Source organism: Trichocoleus sp. FACHB-591 (genome assembly GCF_014695845.1).
Taxonomy (GTDB): domain Bacteria; phylum Cyanobacteriota; class Cyanobacteriia; order FACHB-46; family FACHB-46; genus Trichocoleus.
Genome location: NZ_JACJPA010000045.1, coordinates 1 through 26066, shown reverse-complemented (window position 1 = coordinate 26066; position 26066 = coordinate 1). Strand labels below are relative to the sequence as shown.

The 26066-nt window shown below is 48.8% G+C and carries 24 protein-coding genes; 16 read left to right on the top strand and 8 right to left on the bottom strand.

The window, feature by feature from the left end; genetic code table 11:
* Positions 1-11: 11 nt before the first annotated feature.
* Positions 12-629, top strand: a complete 618-nt coding sequence (locus H6F90_RS08320; protein ID WP_190551906.1) for an HD domain-containing protein — start codon at positions 12-14, stop codon at positions 627-629.
* 17 nt (positions 630-646) lie between these two features.
* The gene (locus H6F90_RS08315) at positions 647-1072 is read left to right on the top strand and encodes a thioesterase family protein (protein ID WP_190551904.1); all 426 of its coding nucleotides are present in this window, start codon (positions 647-649) and stop codon (positions 1070-1072) included.
* On the opposite strand, the gene H6F90_RS08310 is transcribed toward H6F90_RS08315, so the two are convergent.
* From H6F90_RS08310 to H6F90_RS08295, 4 genes are all read right to left on the bottom strand, one after another.
* On the bottom strand, positions 1041-2495 hold the full coding sequence (locus H6F90_RS08310; RefSeq protein ID WP_190551902.1) for a 2-succinylbenzoate--CoA ligase: 1455 nt from the start codon (positions 2493-2495) through the stop codon (positions 1041-1043). The two genes, H6F90_RS08315 and H6F90_RS08310, sit on opposite strands and share 32 nt — an antisense overlap.
* Entirely contained in the window at positions 2480-3466 is a 987-nt protein-coding gene (locus tag H6F90_RS08305) for an o-succinylbenzoate synthase (protein WP_190551900.1), read from the bottom strand. The genes H6F90_RS08310 and H6F90_RS08305 overlap by 16 nt, the downstream gene beginning before the upstream one ends.
* A gap of 3 nt (positions 3467-3469) precedes the next feature.
* Positions 3470-4372 carry a 2-carboxy-1,4-naphthoquinone phytyltransferase gene (gene menA / locus H6F90_RS08300; protein WP_190551898.1) on the bottom strand — a complete coding sequence of 301 codons (903 nt, stop codon included), beginning with the start codon at positions 4370-4372 and terminating at the stop codon, positions 3470-3472.
* 129 nt (positions 4373-4501) lie between these two features.
* Positions 4502-5824: a sodium:proton antiporter gene (locus H6F90_RS08295; protein WP_190551896.1), complete on the bottom strand. Its 1323-nt coding sequence runs from the start codon at positions 5822-5824 to the stop codon at positions 4502-4504.
* 309 nt (positions 5825-6133) lie between these two features.
* Here H6F90_RS08295 and H6F90_RS08290 point away from each other — a divergent pair, with 309 nt between their 5' ends.
* From H6F90_RS08290 to menB, 4 genes are all read left to right on the top strand, one after another.
* Positions 6134-7579 (top strand): isochorismate synthase MenF, encoded by a 1446-nt coding sequence (locus tag H6F90_RS08290; protein WP_190551894.1) that lies wholly within the window; start codon positions 6134-6136, stop codon positions 7577-7579.
* A gap of 268 nt (positions 7580-7847) precedes the next feature.
* On the top strand, positions 7848-9590 hold the full coding sequence (gene menD / locus H6F90_RS08285) for a 2-succinyl-5-enolpyruvyl-6-hydroxy-3-cyclohexene-1-carboxylic-acid synthase (protein WP_190551892.1): 1743 nt from the start codon (positions 7848-7850) through the stop codon (positions 9588-9590).
* A gap of 52 nt (positions 9591-9642) precedes the next feature.
* Positions 9643-10233, top strand: a complete 591-nt coding sequence (locus tag H6F90_RS08280; protein WP_190551890.1) for a TerB family tellurite resistance protein — start codon at positions 9643-9645, stop codon at positions 10231-10233.
* A 111-nt stretch (positions 10234-10344) separates the two neighbouring features.
* Complete coding sequence (menB, locus tag H6F90_RS08275) at positions 10345-11178, top strand: 1,4-dihydroxy-2-naphthoyl-CoA synthase (RefSeq protein WP_190551888.1); 834 nt, start codon at positions 10345-10347, stop codon at positions 11176-11178.
* 215 nt (positions 11179-11393) lie between these two features.
* On the opposite strand, the gene H6F90_RS08270 is transcribed toward menB, so the two are convergent.
* Entirely contained in the window at positions 11394-11681 is a 288-nt protein-coding gene (locus H6F90_RS08270) for a hypothetical protein (protein WP_190551886.1), read from the bottom strand.
* Between the two features lie 476 nt (positions 11682-12157).
* Positions 12158-12733, bottom strand: a complete 576-nt coding sequence (locus H6F90_RS08265; RefSeq protein WP_190551884.1) for a DUF721 domain-containing protein — start codon at positions 12731-12733, stop codon at positions 12158-12160.
* A 300-nt stretch (positions 12734-13033) separates the two neighbouring features.
* Between H6F90_RS08265 and H6F90_RS08260 the strand changes: the two genes are divergently transcribed.
* The 4 genes from H6F90_RS08260 to H6F90_RS08245 all read left to right on the top strand — a co-directional run bounded on the left by H6F90_RS08260 (position 13034) and on the right by H6F90_RS08245 (position 16127).
* Positions 13034-14500, top strand: a complete 1467-nt coding sequence (locus tag H6F90_RS08260; protein ID WP_190551882.1) for a hypothetical protein — start codon at positions 13034-13036, stop codon at positions 14498-14500.
* Between the two features lie 34 nt (positions 14501-14534).
* Positions 14535-15362 carry a PspA/IM30 family protein gene (locus H6F90_RS08255; RefSeq protein WP_370587973.1) on the top strand — a complete coding sequence of 276 codons (828 nt, stop codon included), beginning with the start codon at positions 14535-14537 and terminating at the stop codon, positions 15360-15362.
* A 50-nt stretch (positions 15363-15412) separates the two neighbouring features.
* Positions 15413-15721 (top strand): 2TM domain-containing protein, encoded by a 309-nt coding sequence (locus H6F90_RS08250; protein ID WP_190551880.1) that lies wholly within the window; start codon positions 15413-15415, stop codon positions 15719-15721.
* A gap of 97 nt (positions 15722-15818) precedes the next feature.
* The gene (locus H6F90_RS08245; protein ID WP_190551878.1) at positions 15819-16127 is read left to right on the top strand and encodes a DUF3181 family protein; all 309 of its coding nucleotides are present in this window, start codon (positions 15819-15821) and stop codon (positions 16125-16127) included.
* Between the two features lie 56 nt (positions 16128-16183).
* Here the strand turns inward: H6F90_RS08245 and murJ are convergent, their stop codons facing one another.
* Positions 16184-17851 carry a murein biosynthesis integral membrane protein MurJ gene (murJ, locus tag H6F90_RS08240; protein ID WP_190551876.1) on the bottom strand — a complete coding sequence of 556 codons (1668 nt, stop codon included), beginning with the start codon at positions 17849-17851 and terminating at the stop codon, positions 16184-16186.
* A gap of 379 nt (positions 17852-18230) precedes the next feature.
* Here murJ and H6F90_RS08235 point away from each other — a divergent pair, with 379 nt between their 5' ends.
* From H6F90_RS08235 to H6F90_RS08215, 5 genes are all read left to right on the top strand, one after another.
* On the top strand, positions 18231-19586 hold the full coding sequence (locus H6F90_RS08235) for a DUF3095 domain-containing protein (RefSeq protein WP_190551873.1): 1356 nt from the start codon (positions 18231-18233) through the stop codon (positions 19584-19586).
* A complete protein-coding gene (sfsA, locus tag H6F90_RS08230) occupies positions 19489-20214 on the top strand; it encodes a DNA/RNA nuclease SfsA (RefSeq protein ID WP_190551871.1) in 726 nt (241 codons plus the stop codon). Before H6F90_RS08235 ends, sfsA begins: the two co-directional genes overlap by 98 nt.
* An 81-nt stretch (positions 20215-20295) precedes the next feature.
* Positions 20296-20976 (top strand): actin-binding WH2 domain-containing protein, encoded by a 681-nt coding sequence (locus tag H6F90_RS08225; protein WP_190551869.1) that lies wholly within the window; start codon positions 20296-20298, stop codon positions 20974-20976.
* Between the two features lie 62 nt (positions 20977-21038).
* Positions 21039-21824, top strand: coding sequence for an actin-binding WH2 domain-containing protein (locus H6F90_RS08220; protein WP_190551867.1), 786 nt, complete (start codon positions 21039-21041; stop codon positions 21822-21824).
* Positions 21825-21888: 64 nt separating this feature from the next.
* Positions 21889-22602 (top strand): hypothetical protein, encoded by a 714-nt coding sequence (locus H6F90_RS08215; RefSeq protein ID WP_190551865.1) that lies wholly within the window; start codon positions 21889-21891, stop codon positions 22600-22602.
* Here H6F90_RS08215 and mutS read toward each other — a convergent pair.
* Complete coding sequence (mutS, locus tag H6F90_RS08210; protein ID WP_370587972.1) at positions 22599-25292, bottom strand: DNA mismatch repair protein MutS; 2694 nt, start codon at positions 25290-25292, stop codon at positions 22599-22601. The two genes, H6F90_RS08215 and mutS, sit on opposite strands and share 4 nt — an antisense overlap.
* 295 nt (positions 25293-25587) lie before the next feature.
* On the opposite strand from mutS, the gene H6F90_RS08205 reads away from it, so the two are divergent.
* Positions 25588-25956 (top strand): DUF262 domain-containing protein, encoded by a 369-nt coding sequence (locus H6F90_RS08205; protein WP_190551861.1) that lies wholly within the window; start codon positions 25588-25590, stop codon positions 25954-25956.
* Positions 25957-26066: the final 110 nt, after the last annotated feature.

Below are 26066 nucleotides of genomic sequence, written 5' to 3'. Positions count from 1 at the left end.
TAGGGTTTGCTGTGCTATCCAACCGACTCACTCAACAAATTGCCTTTATTGTCGAAATTGACAAACTAAAGCAGATTTTGCGGCAGACGTTGCTCATCAACGCTTCGCGGCAGGAAAATAGTGCTGAACATTCCTGGCATATTACCTTGATGGCAATCGTGCTGGCTGAATATGCTCCTGAAGGAGTGAACCTATTACACGCTGTCAAATTGCTGTTGCTGCACGATTTAGTCGAAATTGATGCGGGTGATACGTTCTGCTACGACCTCAGCGGTAACCAAAGCAAAGCGGAACGGGAACTGGCGGCTGCCGATCGCCTGTTTGGGCTTTTACCTCCAGACCAAGGAACTGAGTTGCGATCGCTCTGGGAAGAATTTGAAGCACAAGTGACTCCAGAGGCCAAGTTTGCGGCTGCCCTCGATCGCCTCCAACCGATTCTAAACAATCAGCAAACTGGGGGAGCTTCTTGGAAAAAGCATGGCATTAGAGCAGATCAAGTGTTGTGGCGAATGCAGCCTGTCCTGGAAGGCGCACCGGAGTTGTGGCCCTTAGTTGAGCAAATTGTGGCTGATTGTGTGGCGGCAGGTTATCTACAACAAGCTTCACAAGCTGAGTCTGTTATCACTTAATTAGAACTAGAAAATCAATGCCTTTTATCTATTCTCGAACCATTCGCTTTCAAGACACTGATGCAGCGGGTGTAGTCTACTTTGCCAATGTGTTGGCGATGTGTCATGAAGCTTATGAAGCCTCTTTGGCAGCCTCAGGAATTAATTTGAAAGAGTTTTTCAGCAACTCTGCGATCGCCATTCCCATCACCCACGTAGAAGTTGATTTTTTTCGACCCATGTTTTGTGGTGATCAAGAATTGATTCATCTAACACCAACATTAATTTCAGAGCAAGAATTCAGAATTGATTACCAAATTTTTGCAGAAGGCTCCAGCGATCGCCCGTTAAGCCAAGCGCATACTCGTCATGTCTGTATTAATCCGACAATTAGAAAACGAGAAAATTTGCCAGAAATGATGCAGGAATGGCTCAAGCAGTGGAGCGATTCTGAAGCCAATTGAGGGCGATCGCTTGGGCTTGCTCGTAGTTAATCTTACCTTGGAGATTTCGCGGTAAATGCTCGATTGAAATCCAGTATTTAGGCTGCTTAAATTTGCTTAAGCGGGTTTGCAAATGACCGCTCAAATTAGTTGAAGTAGTTTGACAGGCAGGGACGTAAAGGGCTGTTACAACTTGCCCCCAGTGAGCATCTGGAAGGCCAATTACACAAACATCAGTCACTAAGTTGGTCGCTCGAATCGCTGCTTCCACTTCGGCGGGAAAAACATTCTCGCCCCCCGTAATAATCTTGTGGCTGCTGCGACCGATGATGTGCAAATAGCCTTGCTGGTCGAGATAGCCCAAGTCATCGGGTTGAAACTGAGGTTGCTCAAACAGTTGCGGATAATAGCCCAGCGTCAATGACTCAGCTTGAATCCTGATGTGGCCGACCTGACCGGGTAGCAGCAATTCTCCAGACTCGCTGTGGATACTGACGTTGCCGTGGGGTAAAACTCGCCCACTATTTCGGTGACCTGCCAGAAAATCTTCTGGGTGGAGGGTGGCGATTTGGGAGGCGGTTTCGGTCATGCCGTATGTGGGGGCTAAACGAATGCGATCGCGTCTCGCAGTTTCTAACAGATTATTCCAAGCGGGTGCTCCACCAAGAAGAACCGTGTGAAACTGGGCTAGCCAAGACGTTAATTCTTGCCGCTCCAGTAGGCGCTGTAGTTGAGTTGGCACCAAAGAAATGAAAAATTGAGTGGGGTCAATCGAGCTAAATTCTCCTGCTTCCAATTGATTGAAGGGCTGCACTACCAATTTCCCATCTGACACAAAAGAGCGTAGAAATTGCATCAAACCGCTGACGTGGTAAATCGGCAAGACACAGTAAGAATTAATTTTCTGCACCTCAAAATATTGCTGGCAACCCCGCACTGAAGCCAGCAGCGTTGACCAAGTGTGGATAGCAAAGCGAATTCGCCCAGATGACCCCCCTGTGGGAATCATGATCCAACCTGAGTGGTTTGAACCTGGCTCCCCTAGCCCCCCACACTTGGGGGGAACTTGAGCAAAGTCCTCTAATACTGAGGGGGCCAAAGTATTTGAGGGAAGAGCTAAAGAGTCACGATCGCCCCAAATTAAATCCGGTGTCACTAAATCTAATACTTGCTGCCACTCCGCCTGGACCCAATTGGGGTTGCACAAAAACACAGGGCATTGAACAGCACAAGCAGCGAGGAATCCTGCCAGAAATCGCTCTGGCGATCGCTCGGCTAAAAAGATTTTAGGAGTGGTTTCTTGGCGGATGAGTTGAGTGAGTTCTTGGAATAAATGCTGAGCTAGATCAGTGAGTTTGACTTGGTCAACACCAATTAACCAGTCAGTTTGCGATCGCGCCTGTAAATGCTGCAAAAGCAGGCCAGAAGCTAGAGGCTGTTCCATAACTGCTCAAAATCTGAAAGTTGATCCCAACCATCGCTAAACCAGTGCGTTACACCAAAGCCAGCAGCGCGATCGCCTGAAGTGAGTTCTGCTGCCAAGCTTAAACCCATGTCTCGACCAATGGCTGTCTCAAAAACTGAGGAAAAAACTGCATCAATTTGGTGCGTTTGACAAAATTGCCGCAACTGGGAAGGAAACCCTGCGATCGCAGGCTTAATTACGAAAATTCCTCGCCAACCTTGGGCATAGCAAGCTTTAAATTGAGCCAGAGTGGCAACTGATTCATCCAAGGCTAGGGGAGTAGAGTACTGTTGGCTCAGTTCCAACATGGTCTGAAACTGGCTGACGGACAGCGGTTGCTCTAAAAATTCAATGCCTAACTGGTCACAAACTTGTAAGTAAGCGATCGCCGTCTCTGGTGTCAAACCTGCATTGGCATCTAGCCGTAAACGAGCCTGGGGTGGAAGAGATTGGCACAAGGTTTGCAAAATTGCCAATTCCTCTTGTACGGCTGCAACTCCTACTTTCCACTTAAAAGCGCGGAAACCTTGGTGCCAAAGCGATCGCCAAGCTTCTAAGGCTCCAAAGCCAGCAGGGAGCAAAGCACTAGAAGAGATTTTGAATGTTGAATGTTGAATTTTGCATTGGGTGGACTTGTTTAAGGCTGACCAGGCAGATTCAAAGCCAAACTGACAAGCTGGTAAGGTGGATGGAATGGCTGAGACGTGTCCAGCAGTAATTTCAGAAGGAAGTTGCTGGCAGAAAGCTAATGCTTGCTCGAAGGTTTCGGAACCAAACCAAGCCAAAGGTGAAATCTCCCCAAAACCAACCTGGCCCGTCTCGTCAGTTAGACGCAGCAGAATTCCGGTTCTAACATTCCATAACCCGTGGCTAGTTTTCAAAGGCTGGCGAAATGGGCGCTGATAGGTTCGGAACTCAAATTGGTAGGGATGGATTTGGGTGGCAAGCATCCTTTAGAGTACAAATCCCAATCCCAACAATAATCCGCTCCAAAAATGGAGAGCCACAGCGATAAATTTGCAGTTGCTTACCTTGTCTGCTTGGTTGTGATAAGCCTGCACATGCCGAGTCAGTTGAATAGCAAAAGGCAAGCTAGCAAAGATCAGCAATGCCTTAATTGGAAACACGCCTAAAAGGGTAAATAGCAGCGTCAAGACGTAGATAAAGCCGCAAAACCAAGGAATTAGTTGTGCTCCTCTAGCAGTACCGAGACGGACAATGGGCGATCGCTTACCCGCAGCCAAATCATCTTTCACTTGATGAAAATGGGAGCAAAATAAAATCAAGCTGGTAGTAATACCATTAATGATCGAGGCAATCAAACTAGTACTCGACCAAGATTGAGTTTGGCTGTAGTAGGCGGCAGAAACGGCTAGAGGCCCGAAGCAAATAAAGCAAATAATTTCTCCTACACCTTGATAACCCAATCGAAAGGGTGGGCCTTGATAGGTGTATCCTAAAGCACAACCTACTAACACAATGGCTAAAAGAGTGAAGTCTTGTTGCCACCAAGCGATCGCAGAACTACCTAAAATTCCTAAAGCTAAGAAAGCATTTCCGAGCCAGAAAATTAGAGATTTGTTACCTGTAAGATTGACTAAAGAATGATGTTTATTGGCGTCAATTCCTGTTTCCGAATCGAACACATCATTGCTCAAATTCATCCAGGCGAGAATGAAAATTGAAGCCAATAAATAGATGATAAATATTGCAATGTTAATGACTTTAGTTTCAGCAAACGCAACCGCAGTTCCCACCCAAACTGGCATAACAGCAACACTGTACATGGGAGGTTTGATTGCCGCGAACCACAGCTTATTGGCTGAGTTTGATGGCGCAACAGATTTAGTAGTCATTCCACAGAATTGGTATGTTGCCAGAAGCCCATTCAAACTGTAACCGCACCCCTGCGATCGCAATCTCTGCGTGGGATGTCTCCTCCAGTCAAAAAGGCCCCCGTAACATAGCCTACAGGAACCTCAGGCTTATTGGCTCGAAGACGGGGAAGTCGTTTCTTCGGCTTCCAGAATGTCGCTAATACTCTCGTCGTGCCATTTCATTAACGGAGTTGAGCTGATGCCATGTAATATCACAGAAATCACGACAGTTAGGTAAGTAATCCAACCGATCATTTCACCTGTTTCGCCTTCCAAGCCCTTACCGTAAGCGTAAGCGAGGTAATACAAGGAACCAACGCCCCGGATGCCAAACCAACCTAACAGCCAACGAGTGGTGGGACGAAAGCGTTCGCGGAAATTTCGTCTCGAACCCTTAGGCACTAGGCTGGTATATTTTTCCCCGATGGTGCTGATCCAAGCGCCAATGGGGCGTACGACAAAAATTAACGCTCCCGCCACTAAAAGGGCTTCGTCAATAAAGCGCAGAATCGGCTCGATGCGTAGCAATGACCCTAGCAGCAAAATCACGCCAACTTCCGCCAGTTTCTCTAGCCGCTCAATGAAACTCAGTTGGGAACGCGGTTTCTCAGGATTGCGATAACTGCGTTGGGCTACCACTCCAGCGACAAAAACTGCCAAAAATCCGTAGCCATTAACCATTTCCGTGAGGGCGTAGGTCAAGAGAATGGTACTGATGGCTGTAAAGTCTTCAAAGAGTTCGTCTACCTTCCGGTAGTTCTGGATTTTCTGATCAACCCAAGCCACTGCTTTGGCAACCACAATTCCCATCACCAGTCCTGCTGCGATCGCCCACAGCAAGTCTACAGCCACCCAATTTTTGAACCAGCTCTCCCAGTTGCTGTCTTCAATCCAGTGGAGCCCAAAATAGACAAAAGGAAAGGCTAGCGCGTCATTTAAGCCACCTTCAGACGTTAAACCGAAGCGTAGCTCGTTACGGTCATCTCGGTCAGATAGTTGCACTTCTGAGGCGAGTACGGGGTCGGTCGGAGCTAGGATGGCACCCAAGAGAATGGCCTCGCCCCAGTTGAGTTTGAGAAACCAGTGCCCCAACAGGGCGATCGCGCCAATAGAGATCGGCATCAGAAAGCCAATCAGCCGCGCTGTAGAACTCCAGGCCCACAGTTTGAGCGGGCGATTCATCTTCAAGCCGCAGCTATACAGCGAGATCAGCACGACAAACTCAGTTGCTCGCTCTAAAAACTCAGCCTCAGGCCGCAGCTTAACTAAGTTGATGCCTCCAGGCCCCAGCAAAATACCGACAGCTAAGTAAATCAAGGCATAGGAGAGAGGCAAACGGTTGATCCAGCTCGAACCTAAAGTGATCAACAGCAGAAGTAAGCCAAGAACTAGAAAACTAAGAATGTAAGTATCCACAAACCAAGAGCTCATAAGACTTTGAGACGCCTTTTGAGTTTAGTAGTCTGCCGTTCTGGCCCACTCACCCTAGAGTCAGTTCTTTGGGCAATTTAGCTACCCTAGAAGGATGAATTAGGCTCACCTGTAAACTTTTCTGGCTGACCCTAGAACTCACGCCCTGATTAATGAGAACTTGAGAGAGGGCAGGGGTATTGAGGCAGCATTGGTCTGCCGAGCGCTGCGGTGCTTAGATAGAAAGAAGAGGTTACGACCTCGGGCATACCACGCTTGCTGATCACGATTTATAAACTCAATTTCAAAAAAATTGCTATCTTCGCTTTCATGCCAGTCACACCATACCGGACTAATCTATTTCAAGATCGTAAGGATCTCTATCAATTTCTTTTAGCTTGTCAACAAGTTTCAATTGAGAAAAAATGCACCCAAATTGCAAGTATTTCTCTGGAAATTGACCCAATAGATCCGCTAGCTGTACTGCATTGCTTAAGCAAGCCAATCCAACTTAGTTTTTACTTTGAGAAACGAGGGCAAGACGAACGAATTGGAGAATCTAACCGTCGAGCGATCGCGGCGATCGGTGCGGTTTCTAGCCTCAAGGTAGAAGGCCCGCAACGATTTGCTCAAGCGCAAGATTTCATTGAATCCTGTTTAATTAACACTATTAAAACAGGTGATTTGAGTTTGCCACTCTCGGGGCCACATTTCTTCGGTGGCTTTACCTTTTTTGAGGAAACTCCAGCTAAAGAGGCTTACTTTCCAAACTCAACTCTTTTTTTGCCTCGCTGGCAAGTTGCCTGCCAGGCTAACCGCTATGTGTTAGTAGCTAATTTTGCCATTAACGCTAGTGCCAACTTGGAATCCTTGCTCGATCGGGCGTGGGGCGATTTTCAAAAAATTACTGCGATTAAATATCGAGTCCCTGAGGTCAACTTTCAGGGGCGAGGAATCTTTGATCAACGAGACATTATAGATACAAAATATTTCAAGCTAGCTGTCTTATCTGCCCTAGAAGCGATTGAGTCGAAACAGTTTAATAAAATAGTTTTGGCTCATGCAATTGATGTTATTTCACCGACTCTATTTCATGTGATTCACTCTTTGAGCAATCTGCGACGCTTTTATCCAGATTGCTATGTGTTCTGTTTAAGTAATGGCAAGGGGCAAAACTTTATTGGTGCGAGTCCTGAGCGTTTACTGAGTATTCAAGATCAAGAGCTGTTGACCGATGCCTTGGCAGGTTCTTTTCCCAGGGGTAAAACTGCTCTAGAAGATGCCAATTTAGCGAGGGGGTTGCTCAATAGTGAAAAGGAGATCCGGGAACACCAGGTGGTGATTGACTTTTTGACCCAATCTCTCTCTCGCTTGGGCTTAATGCCAAGGCGATCGCTTTCTCCTCATTTGTTACAGCTATCCAATATTCAGCATTTACGCACTCCGATTCGAGCCACGGTGCCAGCAGATGTGTCGCTGCTCCAAATTTTGGCTGAACTGCATCCAACTCCGGCGGTGGCGGGGGCTCCTAGGGATATTGCTTGCCAGCGAATCCGCAGCTATGAAGCGTTTGAGCGATCGCTCTATGCAGCTCCTTTGGGTTGGCTAGATCACAAGGGGAATGGGGAGTTTATAGTAGGAATCCGCTCGGCATTGGTGAATGGTTGCTCTGCGAGGCTTTATGCAGGGGCAGGGATTGTGGCGGGATCTGATCCGGAGAAGGAGTTGACGGAGATTAAGCTGAAGTTGCAGGCTTTGTTGCAAGCGTTGGTTTAGTAGTTCTTTGGCTAGAACCGAGCTTGGGGGCACTCGCCCCCAAACCCCCGCTGAGGGACGGCTGCGTCCCCCAGACCCCCTCCAGACGAATCTAACTGTGAGTGCTTCGAGTTTTGTTTTTTCCCCACTCCTCTCTCCCTACCTCTCACTTTCGGCCTTCTAGCTCCCAACTCCTATCTCCTTCCCTTTCATCGTTCCTCCTTCATCTTTCCAATTCCTCCCTCCTCCTTTCCCAACCCCCACTCCTCACTCTTCACCCCTCTCTGTCATGTCCATTGATTTCCGCAATACAAATTCTGTTTGGGCTTCTATCCTGGCGGAAACTTTGGTTCGTTTAGGGTTAAGAATGGCGGTGGTTTGTCCGGGGTCTCGGTCTACGCCCTTGGCGATCGCGTTTGCTCAGCACCCTGAAGTTGAGGCGATTCCGGTGCTGGATGAGCGATCGGCGGCGTTCTTCGCTTTGGGCTTGGCGCGGCAGTCAGGGCTACCTGTGGTGTTGGTATGTACGTCGGGGACGGCGGGGGCGAATTTTTATCCAGCAGTAATTGAGGCGCGGCAAAGTCGGGTGCCGTTGTTGGTTTTAACAGCAGATCGGCCTCCAGAGTTGCGCGACTGCAACGCGGGGCAGGCGATCGATCAGCAAAAGTTGTTTGGGGATTTTCCCAACTGGTATGCGGAATTGGCAACGCCTGCTTTAGAGGTGGGGCTGCTGCGGTATTTACGCCAAACGATGATTTATGCCTGGGAGCGATCGCTGTGGCCTGTAGCAGGTCCGGTGCATCTCAATTTGCCGTTGCGTGAGCCGTTGGCTCCGATTCCTGATCCGGCGGTGGAGGAGTGGCGATCGCAGTTTGACTCGGCTCAGTTTTTTGCAGCAGTGCAGCCTATTACAGAGATTGAGGCGGCTGGGGTAGGAAATATTCAGTTGCCGCTGGCGACTTGGCAAGCTTGTGAGCGGGGGGTGATTATTGCGGGGCCTGCTCAACCGCGATCGCCTGTGCAGTACTGTACTGCGGTAGCGCAACTATCGGCGGCGTTGGGTTGGCCTGTGTTAGCGGAAGGGTTGTCACCACTGAGAAATTATGCAGATCTTAATCCGGAGCTGATTTCTACCTATGATTTGCTGCTGCGAAATCGGCAGTTAGCAGAGCAATTGGCTCCGGCGATGGTGATTCGGATTGGGGAAATGCCGACGAGTAAGGAACTACGGCTCTGGCTGGAGAGGGTGCAGCCACAGCAGTGGATTGTTGATCCGGGCGATCGCAATTTAGATCCGCTGCATGGTTACACCATTCATTTACGGCTGGTGATCGAGCAGTTGGCTCCGCTGTTGCCGCCTACGTCCCAGTCATCAAGTAGTTATTTCAAAGATTGGTGTAGTGCTGAAGGGAAGGTGCGGCAAAAGCTAGACCAAACGATGTCAGATACAGAAGCGTGGTTTGAGGGCAAAGTTGCTTGGCTACTGTCCCAGCATTTGCCTCCCGGTACGCCTTTATTTATCGCCAACAGCATGCCTGTCCGGGATGTGGAGTTTTTCTGGAAACCGGGCAATACGGCAATCAAACCTTACTTTAACCGGGGAGCAAATGGAATTGATGGCACATTGTCTACAGCTCTGGGTATGGCGCACGGCAATCAAAGCAGCGTCCTGTTGACGGGAGACTTGGCGCTGCTGCACGATACGAATGGTTTTTTGCTCAGAAACAAGCTGGTAGGACATTTGACCATTATTGTGGTCAACAACAATGGCGGCGGCATTTTCGAGATGCTGCCGATCGCCCAATTTGAGCAGGTGTTTGAAGAATTCTTCGCAACACCGCAAGCGGTTGACTTCATGCCACTCTGCCAAGCCTACGGCGTGGAGTATGAACTGATTCAAACCTGGCCCCAGCTAATAGAGCGTTTGAACCCCCTCCCTCAAAACGGCATCCGAGTGCTGGAGGTGCGGACCGATCGCAAGGTAGACAGTGCTTGGCGGCGGGCTAACTTAGCAAAATTTGCTGTTGATTGACAAAACTGAGCACCCCAGCTTTACTCTTGAAGGCGAACAACGGTTCTCAGGCATGGATCAACCACAAATCAGCGCTGAAACTCTAGAGCTTCTCTGCCGCATCACGGGCCAAGAGTTGCAACAGGACGAATTAAATTCCTCGCTAGTGTTTCTGGCAGCTCTGGTCACGGTGCTCCTAGGCGTCATGCTAGTGGATCGGGCGATCGCGGATGCCGAGAAGCAAGAGTTGGAGCAGACGCTCAGCTCGTTTCTGACGTTGGATGACCAAACCCATGAGCTGACACAACAACTGATCGCTGGGGTGCAGCGGCATCAGATTTATATCATTCCGAATGAGCTACTCAAGCTCACAGTACTACTTTCCAAGTCTGAAAAAGTGTTGCTAATCGGCTTGGGCTACAAGATGGCCGCAGCGGATGGTGAAGTAGACTTGCGAGAGAGTATGTATTTACAGGCGATCGCCAGCCGTTTGTCTCTCTCTACTGGTGAGGTGACAGTTTTGGCTAATGGTCATTCGTCTGAATCTGACGACCTAGAAGCCTTAAACACTATTAAAGATTTACTGCTGCCAGAACAATTTCACCTGCAGCTCCTAGTTGATATTGCCAACCAATTTTCCACTAGCTTATCGGTATCTTCGTAACCCTGACTTGCCAGAGTCCGTTGGTAGAATTGCTCTAAAATGGCACCACTGAGCCTAGACCATTTCTTTCGGGTAAGAGATGGCCTAATTGTTTACACTCACGCACAGACTATGCAAGTTGAATGGCAAGTTGCCAAAACCTACGAAGACATCCTGTATCACAAAGCGGATGGCATCGCCAAAATCACTATCAACCGCCCCCACAAGCGCAACGCCTTTCGCCCCAAAACGGTGTTTGAGCTTTATGATGCCTTTGCCAATGCCCGTGAAGATAGCCGGATTGGGGTCGTTCTCTTCACCGGGGCAGGGCCGCATACGGATGGCAAATATGCCTTCTGTGCTGGAGGCGACCAAAGTGTGCGAGGTCAAGGCGGTTACGTAGATGATGAAGGGGTGCCACGCCTCAATGTCCTCGACTTGCAACGTCTGATTCGTTCCATGCCCAAGGTAGTGATTGCTTTAGTGGCGGGTTACGCGATCGGAGGCGGGCATGTTCTCCACATTCTTTGTGACCTAACGATCGCCGCAGACAATGCTGTTTTCGGTCAAACTGGCCCCAAGGTCGGCAGCTTTGACGGTGGATTTGGTGCTAGCTACTTAGCTCGGCTGGTGGGGCAAAAAAAAGCCCGCGAGATTTGGTACCTCTGTCGTCAATATGATGCAGCTCAGGCATTAGAAATGGGTTTGGTGAATTGCGTGGTGCCTGTGGAGCAGTTGGAGGCTGAAGGCATTCAATGGGCGCAGGAAATTCTGGAAAAAAGCCCAATCGCGATCCGTTGCCTCAAAGCTGCCTTTAATGCCGACTGTGACGGCCAAGCAGGCTTACAGGAACTAGCTGGCAATGCCACCTTGCTCTACTACATGACGGAAGAAGGGGCAGAAGGTAAAGAGGCGTTCTTAGAAAAGCGTCAACCTAACTTCCGCCAGTACCCTTGGTTGCCTTGAGACGAGCCGTGGCCTAACCTCTAAAACTCAACCACCTAAAAAACCGCACTTCTGAAATAAGAGTGCGGTTTCAAATTTTTGTCTGTAATTGTAGCCATTTCACCAAAACTTCAATCTCAACTCAGCGAAATGAGGATGCATTTAGCTTCAAACTCAAATCTAAAAACGAAATTACTTCAGTATTTTTACAGAGCCGATTTAGAGAAGAGAGGGGATTATTTGGCCAGCGATCGCACTGCTAAATCATCTTTTCTTTCTGAGAAATTAATTGGAGAACAATCCAATGAGATCACATCTCCTAGAATTAATGTACCTTCTGACCAATTCATAATCTCTTCAGACTTCTCCCAAGAGGGCGCAAACGGGGGGATCGCCAGAGAACAAGCTTTCCAACTGCCTCGAACAGGTACATTTAGCTGCTGACAAGAGCCGCCGCGTCGTCCTTCGGGAGTGTAATACCGACAGTGGCGACATGCTGAAGTTTCGAGGTTTATGGTTCTCATAGAAGGATTTTTTAGGAGGTAACCTGTTGTCTTTAATTTTTAAGCTAAAGTTTTTTTGAGAGTGTTGATTCGGGAACCTGCGATCGCTTTTGCACCTGGTTTTCAGCGATTCATGATAAAAAAGGCCTTTTAGATTGTCTTTATAATCCTGTTAAAAAACGGATACATTTACAGTAGTTTTGGTTCTAGCTCCACCACGCTGATTTCTCTCAAAAATAATTGGGGATCAAGAGAAAAGATAGACAATTACATTTAAATCAATTTAGAGCTCGAGCAAAGTCAAGGAACTTGAATTGCTGTTTGAGTCTGTAAATTCAGCCATTTGACAGGTGTAACGCCGCATCATAGGACTTAAAGACTCAGTAACTCGTCTGGGTGAGAATGCCAAAGCTAGCAGTGAGTTGGTTGCCCCCTGCTTAGTCATACCCAGATGCAGAGCTGAATTCCCAATCTACACAAGCTATAACCGTGACGAATTACCCTCGCCATTGTTGCGCGACACAAAGGGCGCAAACAGTCCAGCGCTGCAACTCTCCCGGTGGAGTCGCGCAGTGGCAACGGGGGCAGGCAGGTAAATGCTGCGATCGCTGTTGCACTAACGCTGACCAAGCTTGAAACGCGGTTTGAGGGTCTTTTGGCGCTGGTGCCTGAGCGGGAGGTGATTGATTGGGTGCCTGGAAGTTAGCTACATGGCTAGGATGGTCTTGCCAAGGGTTGGCCTCTGGCCCAGAAGTGGCAGCAGAATTTTCTTTCCGGCTGCTGTGCCACTGAGCGGTAGAAAAACGAATATCAGTGAGTTCGATGGTTAACCGAGTGTTGAGCTTTTCTAGAATCCGTTGTCGCTCAAAAATCAAGTTTTGAGCCCAGGCAGGGCTAGAAGTGGCTACCTTTAGCACGCCTCGCTGAATTGCAACTGGTTTTGTTTGGCTGGCAACCGCTAGTCCTACGACTTCTGGCCAATAGGCCAACAAGCGCTTGAACTGTTGTCGCTCTTGCCATCCCCCTTGATTTTCGAAGCTGCCTAAAACATGATGAAGGGATTCAAAAGCCATGCTGCCGATCTCGGTAAAAAATCGTATACCCTTTTCTAAAGGTTCTCTACTTTAGGATCAGAATCAACAGCAGTACTATACGATGCATCTACATGATTCGCCCTCATCCCTCACCCACGTCTATTTAGTTTAGGGTTGATCTGTGTAAGACCCGCTTGCGTCTGAGTGAGGATTAAAGCTAGGCTTTGACCGAAACAATTTAGGGCGGATTGCGAAAGTTTATGGCTGTCCTGGATGGCGTAGGTTGAGGGACACCCACTTGGAAAGTTTGTGGTTAGTCAAGATGGTAGGAATCCTGTAATGAGTCAACGCCCCTCGATTGAATCCCCAAATCAATCCCAGCCAAACCAATCCTTACATTCGGTGTTGCAAACGGCCTTGGGCAGTTTAGACGTGCACCTAGAAGAGGAATTGGTTCGCTATCGGCGTCAGCGAACAGGTCGCTCTGTGCCACCGCCTCGTGGGCTAGGTCGCCAGCAAGCCCGGAAGACCTTGGATTTGATTTCAGTTGGCGCAGTAGGGGGTAGAACTCAGCCGATGAATTCGGGAGTTGCCACCAGTACTGATACTGCTACTGCCAGCCCATCCACTACGGCACCGATTGCACCACCTGTTGAACCTAGAGCCTGGTCACCCAGTCAGGAACCGCGCTCTGAATCATCGTTTAGTTCTGCTCGTAGCCACTCTGCTTCCCAACTAGCAGTGCTACCTCGCGTCCCAGAATCAGAAGCACCAACCGCTGCCTATGCGGAAGCTAATAGTTCTGAAACTAACAGCTTGATCAGCATGGCTGCTACTCAAATGCCGCCAGATGATTACCTGGAGTCGTCCGAGGAACTTTTACGCAGCTTGGCAGAGGAAGAAGCAGAAGCCAGAGTTGAGCGGGGCTTTATGCAAAGCCTACTCACCCCGCTAGGTTTAGGCTCAATGCTTCTGCTTCTGCTGTCTAGCGCCACCTTGGGTTACGTGTTGATGAATCCTTCGGTGCTGCGTCCTCTAGGTGTAGGGCGATCGCCTAATGCCGCATCATCCACTACAACCACTAACTCTACGAGTGTCACGCCCAATAGTGCAGCAGTGGGCTTGCCTAACTCACCCAATCTAGCCTCGAAAGAATTTGTCGATTTGAACTTGGGTACCTTGAGCACGCTGAAGGCCAATACAGGAGCTGGAAAGGTAAGCGCTACCCCTGGCAAGTCGGTTGCTGTGCCTAAAGTGAAAGCAGTTCCAAGTGCTAACATCGGGCCTGCTGCTGGAAGAACTACTACAACTGCACCAGCTACCCAAGCTGCGGCTCCTCGCTCTGCGGCTCCCTACGTGGTGCAGCCAGTGGCACCCCCTCTATCGATCGCGCCTCCCCCTCCACCCGCTGCAATTTATAACCAACCTGCTTACAACCCGCCTGCTGCCGAGCCGCCCGTTGAACGATATGCGCCTGCTCCAGAGCCTCCCAGAGTAGAGCCTGCTCCTGTAGTGGTCGCTCCAGAGCCTCCAGCTCCGCGATCGCGAGCGGCTGAACCGGAAGCGGAGAGCGCTGCTAGCTCAGCTCCGGCGGGTAGCAGCGCCTACGACTATAAGGTGGTGACTGAATACAGTGGTGATGCGACGTTGGAGGAAGCTCAAAAGGCTATTCCGGATGCCTATGTGAAGAACTTCCCGGATGGTGCTCGCATTCAATTGGGAGCCTTTGATGAGGCTGGCAAAGCGGAAGCCTTAGCAGAAGAACTCGAAAAACAAGGGATTCCCGCTAAGGTAGAACAGCACTAATCTCCTGCTTTCGGCTCGCTTACGAACCGGAAAGGTGCGATACCATGAGGTTAATATTCCGCTGGGGTCGTTGAAACTGCGTTTTGTAGCTGATGCGTTAGCGGCCCACAAGCCTGTCGTAGCAACGTGGACGGAGATCGGTATGGGCTTATTGGACCGCATTGGGCGGGTAATTCGAGCCAACATCAACAGCTTAGTGGGGCAAGCAGAAGATCCAGAAAAGATTCTGGAGCAAACGGTCTTGGATATGCAGGAAGACCTGATTCATCTGCGACAAGCTGTTGCTCAAGCGATCGCCACTCAGAAGCGCACAGAACGACAATGTGCTCAAGCGCAATCCACCTCTAATGAGTGGTATCAACGAGCGCAACTCGCTTTGCAAAAAGGTGATGATCATTTAGCACGGGAGGCTTTGACCCGTCGTAAGTCTTATCAGGAAACTGCCGAAGCTTTGCGATCGCAGCTAGACCAGCAAAGTGGCATTGTCACCAAGCTGAAGCAAAATATGTTGACCTTGGAAAGCAAAATTTCTGAGGCCAAAACTAAAAAGGACTTATATATCGCTCGTGCTCGCTCTGCAAAAGCTTCTCAGCAGATTAATGACATGCTGGGTCGCGTGGGAACGGGTAGCGCTATGTCTGCGTTTGAGCGGATGGAAGAAAAGGTACTGCAACTAGAAGCCCAGTCAGAGGCGATTGCAGAACTAGGCACCGATGACCTAGAAAAGAAGTTTGCTTCCTTAGAAGGCGGCGACGCCGTAGATGACGAGTTGGCTGCAATGAAGGCTCAACTACTCAGCGGTACAGACAACACTGTCAAACTCCCACCCTCTCAGTCCCAGTCCCAGTCATCCAGCGCTTAATCGATTACAATAGCCACTCTGACGCTTAATCACTTACTAAAGGGTTTTCTATGCCGCCTCGTTGGCCTCGTCAACCAGATCGTCGCGATCCTGCTTATCGCCGTCTGGATGATCGGATGAATTTTGCCATGCACGTAGCAGTTTTTGGTGCGACCAATTCTGGCATGTGGTTTGTGCGCACGCTAGAAGCTGCCACTTGGCCTTGGTCTAAGTGGGTTACAGGAACCTGGGCTGTAGGGCTGCTAGTGCATCTAATTTATATTGCTGCGATCGCAGATTACTCTGGCTATAACCCTCAATTTTCTGCCGGAACTCCTGCTGATTCTAAAAAAACGAGTGCAAAATCTACCAAACCATAGAGCGAAGTTGTCTGGGCGATTGCTTGATTAGAATGGGGGCAGAATCTGGCTAAATTAGCTGGTTTGGCCCCCATTTTGCATTTAGGAAATCATTATCATGGCAAAAACCAATACAACCGAGCTTTTAGAAGCCCTCGCCGCTGATATTGGCGAAAATGTCTACATGGATATTGCCAAGTGGCACCTCTACTTAAGCGATGCTCACCTCAGTACTCCCTTGGCAGAGCAACTCTATCCTTTGCTCACCTCCAGTTCAGTGAATGAAAACCGAGTGCAGCAAATCCTCAGCAGCATGTCAGTTAAGCTGGGCGGTGGCCGCCGTGAAGTGCCTCTACTCGATCTCCTGCCCATGCAGTGCCAAGTCACGCTCATGGACCTCCTAGAAAAGTACCAAGATCAGCTTTAGGTCTAAAAAGTGAAGGGCACCTAGCGTGCCCTTTGTCGTGAGTTATGGTCTGTTGCTTAACGCCTCAGTAGCCGCTGGCGAATGCGATCGATAAATAAATCCACTTCTGGCAACCGTAACTGAGTTGCAAATAGGGCAAATACTGCTAAGCCGACTGAACCAGCTGTAGTGAGTTCTAGCAGTTGAGTCATGATGCCTTCGGTACCCAGAAAGTGCTCGCAGGCTCGTAGCGTTGCCCAGGAAGATCCTCCCGCGATCGCGCTACCCAAACTCAGACCTAAAATCGGCCAACCTAGCTCTCGCCAAGGCAAGCCATGTAGACGGCGATGCAGAATCACCAAAAGAGCAATACTGGAGGTGACGTTAACCCCAACTGTGGCTAAGACTAGACCAGACGCGCCAAAAGGTTTGATTAACAAGAAGTCCAAGACCGCGTTCAAAAAGATATTAACGATGCTAATGCGGAAGGGAGTGTCTCCGTCTCCTAAAGCGTAGAACACCCGCACCAGCACGTCCCTCGCCAAATACACAAACATCCCAACGCTATAGGCAATCAGGAGGGAGGCCGTGAGGCGTGAGGCTGATTCATCGAAAGCGTAGCGTTCATACACCACCCGCACAATGGGAAACGCCAGCGCAATCATGATGGCACTCAGAGGCAGCATAGCTACCGCAGTCAGCAACAAACCCTGCCGAATCCGTCCTTTCAATTCGGGCCAGTCTGCCGGATCGGTGAGCCGAGAGAACACAGGCATCAAGGGCACCAAAATCATGTTGGAAAGAATGCCCAGAGGCGTGTTGACCAACAACCCCGCGTAACCTAAAGCTGATACTGCCGCTGCTGCTTGGGGCAAAAACGACGCAAAGAATAAATCCGTCCAGACATTGATTTGCATCATGCCTGAGGAAAAAGTCGCTGGCCCCATAATTTTGATGATTTCTTTGACTTCGGGGCGATGGAAGTCGAAGCGCAGCCGTAAGCCACCCATACCCGCTCTTGCCTGTGCTGGTAATTGCACTAGCCATTGCAAAACACCACCCGCCAAGGTTCCCCAAGCTAATACAATTCCTCCGAGCAGGGCGTACTGGGGGGTAGTAATTTGAGGGCCAAGCTGGAATGCCAAGACGCCAATCCCGATCAGCACGGTCACACTAGAGAACAAAGGGCTGATGGAGGGTAGCCAATATTGATCGGAGGCATTGAGGGTGCCAAAGCCAATCCCGATCAATCCAGCCAGCAACGCCATCGGAGCCATGATCCGAAACTGCTGGACGGCGATCGCTCTAGTTTGAGTCAATACTTGAAATTGCTCTGGATTCACCCCTTGCGCCTGCGCCACCTCCGGGCTGATGTATAAACCGGGAGCCACCAAATGCATCAGCGGATCGGCAAAAACGATCAATCCAATGGTGACCAGTAGGAGCAGCCCACCGACCAAAGTTGTGATCGTTTCGACAATGGGAGCGACTTCGCTTTGTTTGCGCTTGGAAAGCACACTGACGATCGCACTATGGAAGGGGCCATTGATGCCACCCAACAAAATCAGCAAGAACCCTGGGATCACATAGGCAAAGTTGTAAGCTCCAGCGGCAGGACCCACCCCAAAAGCAGCGGCGATCGCTTGCTGACGCACCAATCCAAATACCTTGCTGATCATCGTGGCCACAGCCACAATCCCAGCAATTCCAGCGAGGGAACGAGAAGGCTTTTTAGTTTCAGACACGAATAGTTACAAATAACGAACGTGCATCCCCTATTTAATCGCGAATCGGCCAGTTCCGCCCGGATCAATCTTATGGAACGCCGCCGTCCCTACTACCGTCCTCATGAGGATGGCTGCAGCAAATAGTTCTAGTAAATGGTTTACAGACTACTCAGCGATTTCGCGTAGTAACTTAGGCCAAAGATTCACTACAAGAACTGATAAAACAAAGTCATACTGAATTCATCTACAGATCTAGCGATCGCATCTCCAAACTTGCAGCCGAACCCAAAGATAGCAACTGAGTTCACTCAAGCTTTGGAGATGCTGAACTGTTTCAGGCAGTTCTTCAGGGTGCTTAAGTCATGCCACTATACGGAAACCAAGGCAGAGTTAGCCTATGAGCACCGAGCAATTTTATGCCCAGCTCCCGCGCCTCAAGGAGTTTATCGAGATTACCCAGCCGCACAATTTTGTGGATTTGCCCCACGACTGGCACGTGGTAATTACAGATATTGTAGGTTCGACCCAGGCCATAGAAGCAGGGCGTTATAAAGATGTCAATCTGTTGGGTGCTTGCTCAATTGTGGCTGTGCTCAACGTCGCTAAATCTGCCGAGATTCCCTTTGTCTTTGGGGGTGACGGAGCTTCTATTTTGATCCCCCCCGCTTTGCTAGATCAGACGAAGCAAGCCCTACTAGCGACGCAACAGGCTGCTAAAACAAGATTTGACTTAGATCTCAGAGTAGGGCTGGTTCCAGTTACCGACGTTCTGGCTGCTGGCTTCGAAATTAAAGTAGCCAAGTTGCAAGTCTCAAAAAACTACAGCCAAGGAATATTTACAGGTGGGGGCCTAACTTGCGCTACTGAGATGGTGAAGCAGGATATCCCGAATAATCCTTATCAGCTAAAACCTGCAACTCAACCACTACAACCTGATTTTTCGGGTCTAGAGTGCCGTTGGCAAGATATTCCTAACCAGCGGGGCGAAGTGCTCAGCATTTTGGTGCTGGCAATGGGTTCCAAAAAAGAGCAATACCTGACCTACCGAACTGTTATTCAAAAAATCCAAGAAATTTTTGGCGAGGATGCAGATTTACATCCGGTTGCTGCCAAGAGTCTTCAGCTTTCGTTCCAGCATTCCAACTTGTTACCGGAAGCAAAAGCACGGGCCACCTCTCAAGCTTGGCTACCCCAGCAGATGTACTTGCTGAAGGAAAAGCTAGAAAATTTTCTCGGCTGGTCCTTCATGGAATTTGAGACTAAGGTGGGTGACGTAGATTGGGGTGCTTACAAACAGATCGTCACAGCAGCTACAGATTACCGCAAGTTTGATGACATGCTGCGGATGGTGATTGCGGGTACAGCCGACCAGCGGGAACAACTGAATAGCTATCTAGAAGCTCAATACAAAGCGGGCAAGTTGGTGCACGGAATCCATCTATCCGATCGCGCCCTGATGACCTGCTTAGTGTTTGAACGCAATGGGCAGCAAGTGCATTTTATTGATGGTGCAGACGGAGGCTATGCTCTGGCCGCGAAAGCAATGAAAGCTCGACTTCAGCGCAAAGCAGCAAACTGGTCAGCCTATGTCAAGATGATGAAGTTGCGAAAAGTGAACCAGCGTCAAAGTGGCAGTTCACTCGAATTTCATACAGATGACCGCTTTAATCTACCAGTACCCGACGCTTTACCCCGGCATTCTCCTCAAGCGCTACAAACGCTTCTTCGCAGACATCGAGTTGACCAACGGTGAAGTGATTACGGCTCACTGCCCGAATACAGGGCCGATGAGCTGCATTTCTAGACCGGGTAGCTCGGTGTATGTGTCGCGCAGTGACAGCCCGACGCGAAAGCTGCCTTACACTTGGGAGCTAATTGAGGTGTATGAGAATGGGCCGACTTGGGTAGGAGTCAATACTGCCATGCCCAACCGCATCGTCAAGCTGGTACTAGAAAAGAAACTCATTCCCGAACTCGGAGACTATAGTGACATTCGCTTGGAAGTGGCTTATGGCCAAGAAAAAAGTCGAGTGGATTTTTTGCTTACGGGTGAGAAGTTAGAACGCCCGATTTATTTGGAAGTGAAGAGTACAACTTGGTGCGAAGGCGATCGCTTGGTGCGCTTCCCAGACACGGTCACAACACGGGGCCAAAAGCATATTCGGGAGTTGGTGGCACTGCTGCCAGAAGTACGACCCGTCATGCTCTACTTCATCAATCGGGGAGACTGTACACATTTTGCCCCCGGTGACGATCGCGATCCAGCCTATGGCAAACTTTTGCGGGAAGCAGTCGCTCAAGGGCTAGAAGTGTTGCCTTGCCGCTTTGAAATTACCCCCGAAGGTATTTACTACTTGGGCTTGGCCGAACTGGTGCTGTAATCTCTATCAACCAGCCTCAGCTTTTCCGTAATGGGCAACAACACTTGTGTAGTTAGGCGAACCCCCCTTTCGGGTGAGTTTATGAACTACTTTTCGGTGCTGATTACACTGCTACGCGATCGCAAAGATTTTATTGATGAGGTGCGTCAGGGAATTCGGCTTAATAGCAAAATCACCTCTTTGCTAATTTCCAGTTCTATTTTGTTTGCCATTTACGGAGCGGTAATTGGTGCTTTTGCTGGACCTTTGCAAGCGCTATCTTCTGCAGTAAAGCTACCAGCACTTTACCTGATCACCCTGATTATTTGTCTGCCAACTCTATACTTTTTCAACATCATCTTTGGCTCCAAACTAACTTTGGGCCAACACTTTGTGGTTTTGTTAGGTTCAGCAGCAATTATTAGCATTTTGCTATTTAGCTTTGCTCCAGTCACTCTCTTTTTCCTAGCGACAATTGATAACTATCAGTTCTTCAAGCTGCTCAATGTCGTAATTTTTGGAATCACTGGATTTTTAGGAATCAACTTTCTCTATCACGGTCTCCAAGCGCTATCGCCTCAAGATTCAGCAGGGCAAGCAACTCGTACACAAATTTTGCAGTCTTGGCTGATTCTTTATGCTTTTGTGGGCAGCCAGCTAGGGTGGACACTACGCCCCTTCTTTGGCGCACCGGGAGAGCCCTTCGAGCTATTTCGAGATATGCAGGGAAACTTCTACTTGAACGTAATTCAATCAATTTTAGAAGTTTTAGGTCTGCGCTGATTTTAGATTTTAGAAGCAATTAGGCTACGTACTACAGGATTGATGTTGGTTGGCATAACAATATGAACTACTTCACCATATTAATTACGCTGCTGCGCGATCGCGAAAACTTTGTTGAGGAGATTCATCACAAAGCTCGCCTCAAAACTAAGATTACGGCTTTACTAATTTCGAGTTCAATTTTTCTGGCAATTTATGGAGGAATCATCGGAGCTTTTGCTAGCCCACTCCAGGTTCTTGCCTCTGCAATCAAGTTACCTGCCCTTTATCTGATTACGCTAATCATTTGTTTGCCAACGCTCTACTTTTTTAATGCCTTTTTTGGTTCAAAACAAAGTATTAGTCAAAGCTTGGCTCTCCTACTAACCGCTATTTCGATTACGGCAGTACTCTTATTTAGCTTTGCTCCTGTCACGTTGTTTTTTCTGATTACAATTCGCAATTACCAATTCTTTATTCTATTAAATGTAGTAATTTTCGCCCTCACGGGATTCATCGGCATCTCCTATCTCTATCAAATCATGCGGCCTGAGCCTGAACAGCTAGAACTTTCTCCAGTCACCTCAGGTACTCTAGTTGAGGAAAAAGCTGAAAGTGATTTTGTGGTAGTAGATGCAGACCAAAAGTCAAAGAAAAGAGTTACTAAAAATGTAGATCCAGCAGTTAAAACTCGTACTAATATTTTGCGCTTCTGGTTGGGATTATATGCTTTTGTGGGTTGTCAGCTGGCCTGGACACTTCGTCCTTTCTTTGGGGCTCCGGGACAAGCTTTTGAACTCTTTCGCCCCCGTGAAGGCAACTTTTATCTCAGCGTGATTCAATCACTGCTGGAGATTTTGACGAACTAAAACTACAATTGCTTTTTGCGATCGCACCATCTAAGCAATTAATCAGGATAAGGGCTATGCCATCATGCAATCTGATCTCAAAGCTTTGAAGATTGGCGAAGGAGAGTTGGAAACTCTAAGTGGTTTAGATGTTAATGATATTTTCGTTGGGGGAATTTTTGGCGGCACGTATCGTCCTTCAGTATGGCGAGACTCGAAAAAACTCTTCTTCTTTTGCCTCACAGAGGTTTCTGTTTTTGTTCTAATCTTAGTTTTTACTCTACCTGTTGGCTTTGTTCTGACTCAAAACTCGACGCAAGTAGGAGGGGAAGTTCAGCAAGCATTACAGTTTTTCGCCATTAACTTGAGTATTGCCTTTATTCTCATGTTGGGCTGGAACTTTTATCTCTGGAGTAAGCAAAAAAGCTTGGTTCCGCTAGCAAAATTGTTAGATGAAGTCGATAAATACAACGAAGTGATTAAAGCAGTAGAAATTATTGATAAATTGGCAGCAATTGGACATTTACCTGCAAATTTAATTAATCGCGATGAGGTTTTGGAAGCACTCCGAGTAACTAGAGAAAGTTTGGTGTGTGCCTTAATGACCGAAAAGATTCTGCGGCAACACAAAAGCTTTATCGCCCGCCGCCAGGAGTTATTTGTCAATATTGAAAATAATCTGCTCACCCTCAGAACCTTGGAAGTCAACAGCCAAGCTAGCGAATATGGCCGACTGCTGAATGAAGCTTTAGAGATTGGGATGAGTGTTTATAAAGAAGTCAAAAAATTGCAGAACTAAGCACCAAAAATATCCAATTGTTCAGTTGGTTGAGTCGTTGAGGATTTGCCGTTTTTCTCTCGACTCGCATTTTCTACTTGGCTTCCTTTGCGTAGTCCGATCGCGATCCGGGAATGTTTTTCAATCTGGCTCATCACCTGTCTAGCCCGCTGAATCACTGAAGCTGGGAGACCTGCCAAGCGTCCTGCTTCAATGCCATAAGAGCGATCGGCTCCTCCTGGTCGCACTTGATGCAGAAAGATAATTTGGTCGGGTAGCTCTTTCACCGTCACCTGATAATTCGCCACGTTTGTCAGGATAGAAGCGAGTTCATTCAGTTCGTGATAGTGAGTGGCAAAAATGGTGCGGGCGCGAATTTCGGTAGCTAAGTGCTCTGCCACGGCCCAAGCGATCGAGAGACCATCAAAGGTAGCGGTGCCTCGACCAATTTCATCCAATAAAACCAGCGATCGCGGCGTGGCGTGATTAAGAATATTCGCCGTCTCATTCATTTCCACCATAAACGTGGATTGACCTGTGGCTAGATCATCCACCGCTCCCACACGGGTAAAGATGCGATCGCACACACTCAAAGTTGCTACCTGCGCTGGCACAAAACTACCCACCTGCGCCATCAGTTGAATCAGTCCCACTTGCCGCAAATAGCAGCTTTTGCCGCTGGCATTGGGTCCAGTAAGAATCACTAAATCAGGCACTACTTCTGAGGTTTCTTGACCTAGCTCGGTTGAATTGGGCACAAAGAATCCGGCGGGTAAGGAGCGCTCTACCACAGGATGGCGACCTTCAACGATAGTGACTTCTCGACCCGCAGCCATTTTAGGACGGCAATAGCCGCGATAAACCGCAATCTCTGCCAATGCAGACAATACATCTGCCGCTGCTACCGCTTTTGCCACCGTGCGGATCAAGTCAGCTTGTTCGCCAACTTGCGATCGCAACCCTAAGAAAATTTCGTATTCCAGCCGTTTTTGGTCTTCCTGCGCCGTCAGCATCCGAGCTTCGCGTTCCTTCAGCTCTGGCGTGATATAGCGCTCTTCGTTGGTCAGTGTTTGCTTGCGGATGTAGTCTTTAGGTGCTTGTTCAGCCTTGGCGCGGGAGATGCTGATGTAGTAGCCAAAAGTTTTGTTGTAGCTGACCTTCAGCGTCGGAATGCCTGTGCGCTCTCGTTCCTGTTGCTCTAAATCTTTCAGCCACTGCACGTCGTCTTCTGACTGCTGACGCATGGTGTCCAACTGTGGCTCCACACCCGGACGAATCAGGTTGCCCTCTGTCAGGTACAGCGGTGGCGAATCAACTAAATGGGCGTGCAGGTTTTCTCCTAACTGCTCTAGGAGCGGGGGGACTGTTTGTAAGGCTTTGAGGTAGGGCGATCGCGCAGTCGCCACCAAGCTGGCCAAGTCTGGTAACTTCTCAAAGGAGTCGGCAAGAGCGACCAAATCCCGTGCATTTGCTGTTCCAGAACCCGCACGTCCTGCAAGGCGTTCCAAGTCGTAAATTTGACGCAGTAAACGCTGCAAATCTTCTCGTAGAGCGCCGTTCTCGACTAATTCTTGAATCGTGTCTTGGCGAGCTTGAATCCCTTTTATATCTAGCAAGGGCTGTAGCAACCAGCGCCGCAGCGTGCGACTCCCCATCGCCGTCACTGTCTCATCCAAGGCCCACAACAGAGAGCCGTGAAACGTGCCATCACGGACAGTTTGGGTAATTTCTAAATTGCGCCGACTTTGATGATCCAGAATCAAGTAGTCGGTCAGCGTATAGGTGCGGAGGAGTTGCAGCGGAATCTGAGTTTCTTTCTGCGTGTCTTCCAGATACTCCAGCAAGCCACCAGCAGCACGAATAGACAGAGGCAAATGCTCACAGCCCAGCCCTTCCAGCGATCGCACCTTAAATTTCTGCATCAACCGAGGCTTGGCTTCCCCAATTGTGAACGGGGTTTGCGATCGCAGGGTGTAGCAAAATTGAGTTGGCAGGCAATCGGGCAGATGTTCGGAAGTTTCCCCCGGACGTAATAGCCCCCCTAAATCAGGCGCATTCGTGGGAAGCAGCACTTCTGAAGGTTGCAACCGCATCAATTCTTGTGTCAGTTGATCTAGTTCACTTGATTGCGCGGTTAAGAATTCCCCTGTGGAAATATCGGCATAGGCTAAGCCCCAATGGCTACCCGCAATCACAACTGCCGCTAGAAAGTTGTTGCGACGCGCATTCAGCATGCCATCTTCGATGACGGTGCCAGGTGTGAGGACACGGGTTACTTCCCGTCGCACCAATCCCTGCGCTTCTGAGGCATCTTCTACTTGATCACAAATGGCGATCGCGTAACCCTTCTCCACTAGCTGGGCAGAGTAGCGATCGAGGGCATGGTGGGGAATGCCTGACATCGGCACTCGCCCTACTTCTTTGCCCCCTTCTTTGCTCGTCAGCACTAGTTCTAACTCACGTGCTACGGCGATCGCGTCTTGAAAGAAACACTCAAAGAAGTCGCCTACTCGATACAGCAGAATGGCATGGGGATACTGGTCTTTCACGTCCACATACTGCCGAAACATCGGGGTCAACTCTTCCCGATTCACGGAGCGATGGTCAGCATAGCGAACGGTGTGCTTGGCTAATCGCTCTGGCAAGCCATTGGTGGGATCAGGAACAGCAGATGCAGCGGGAGACACGGTCATAAATTCAACAATACGCACTAGCCTTTACTGACTTTAGCGCAAGGGTTTCCCCCTCGTTGTAATTGAAGGGCGATCGCCCTCAAGTTTCAAGTCGCACAACTCGAATCAATATTACCTTGCAAGAATTCCCCGAGCGGGATCGCTTGATAAATTCGCTCTGCAAGTCTGTCAGAATTTCACTTACTGGAATAAATGCTCATTCTATTTCCGTATGAGAGTGATTTGGTCACACCGACAGACACTTAATCTAGTGTTATAAAGATGAGAAGCGTGGGTAGCTTTAAATTTTTTCTTAAGCTTAGGGAGCAATCGAATGAAAGCATCTGAAACAAGTTTTCGTAATCTTTTAGAGGGTAGTAAACAGTTTAAGGTTCCTCTTTTCCAAAGACCATACTCATGGGAAAAAGGCAATTGGGAAACTCTTTGGGATGACCTAATGAGTTTATACAGTGATGGTGTAGAAGAGTATCATTTTCTTGGACCTATTGTTACTCTTGCAGAGCCGGGAACTGCTGATGGTATCTCTCCTTATCTCTTGATTGATGGACAACAACGTTTAATAACTCTGACACTATTACTTATTGCACTAAGGGATCTCTTAAAGAAACAAGGTTCTGAACTGGCTGAGGAGCTACATGAATATTATTTGATCAATAAGTTTAAGAAGGGAGACGATCGATAGAGCGTTTCCTAGTCTCCTGAGGTACAGTAACAACAATGAGTAAACCAGCTGCGAATATCTTCTAGAGAGACTTGAGCAAATGCCTCTTGAATGGCTTTGTCTAAGGCTGA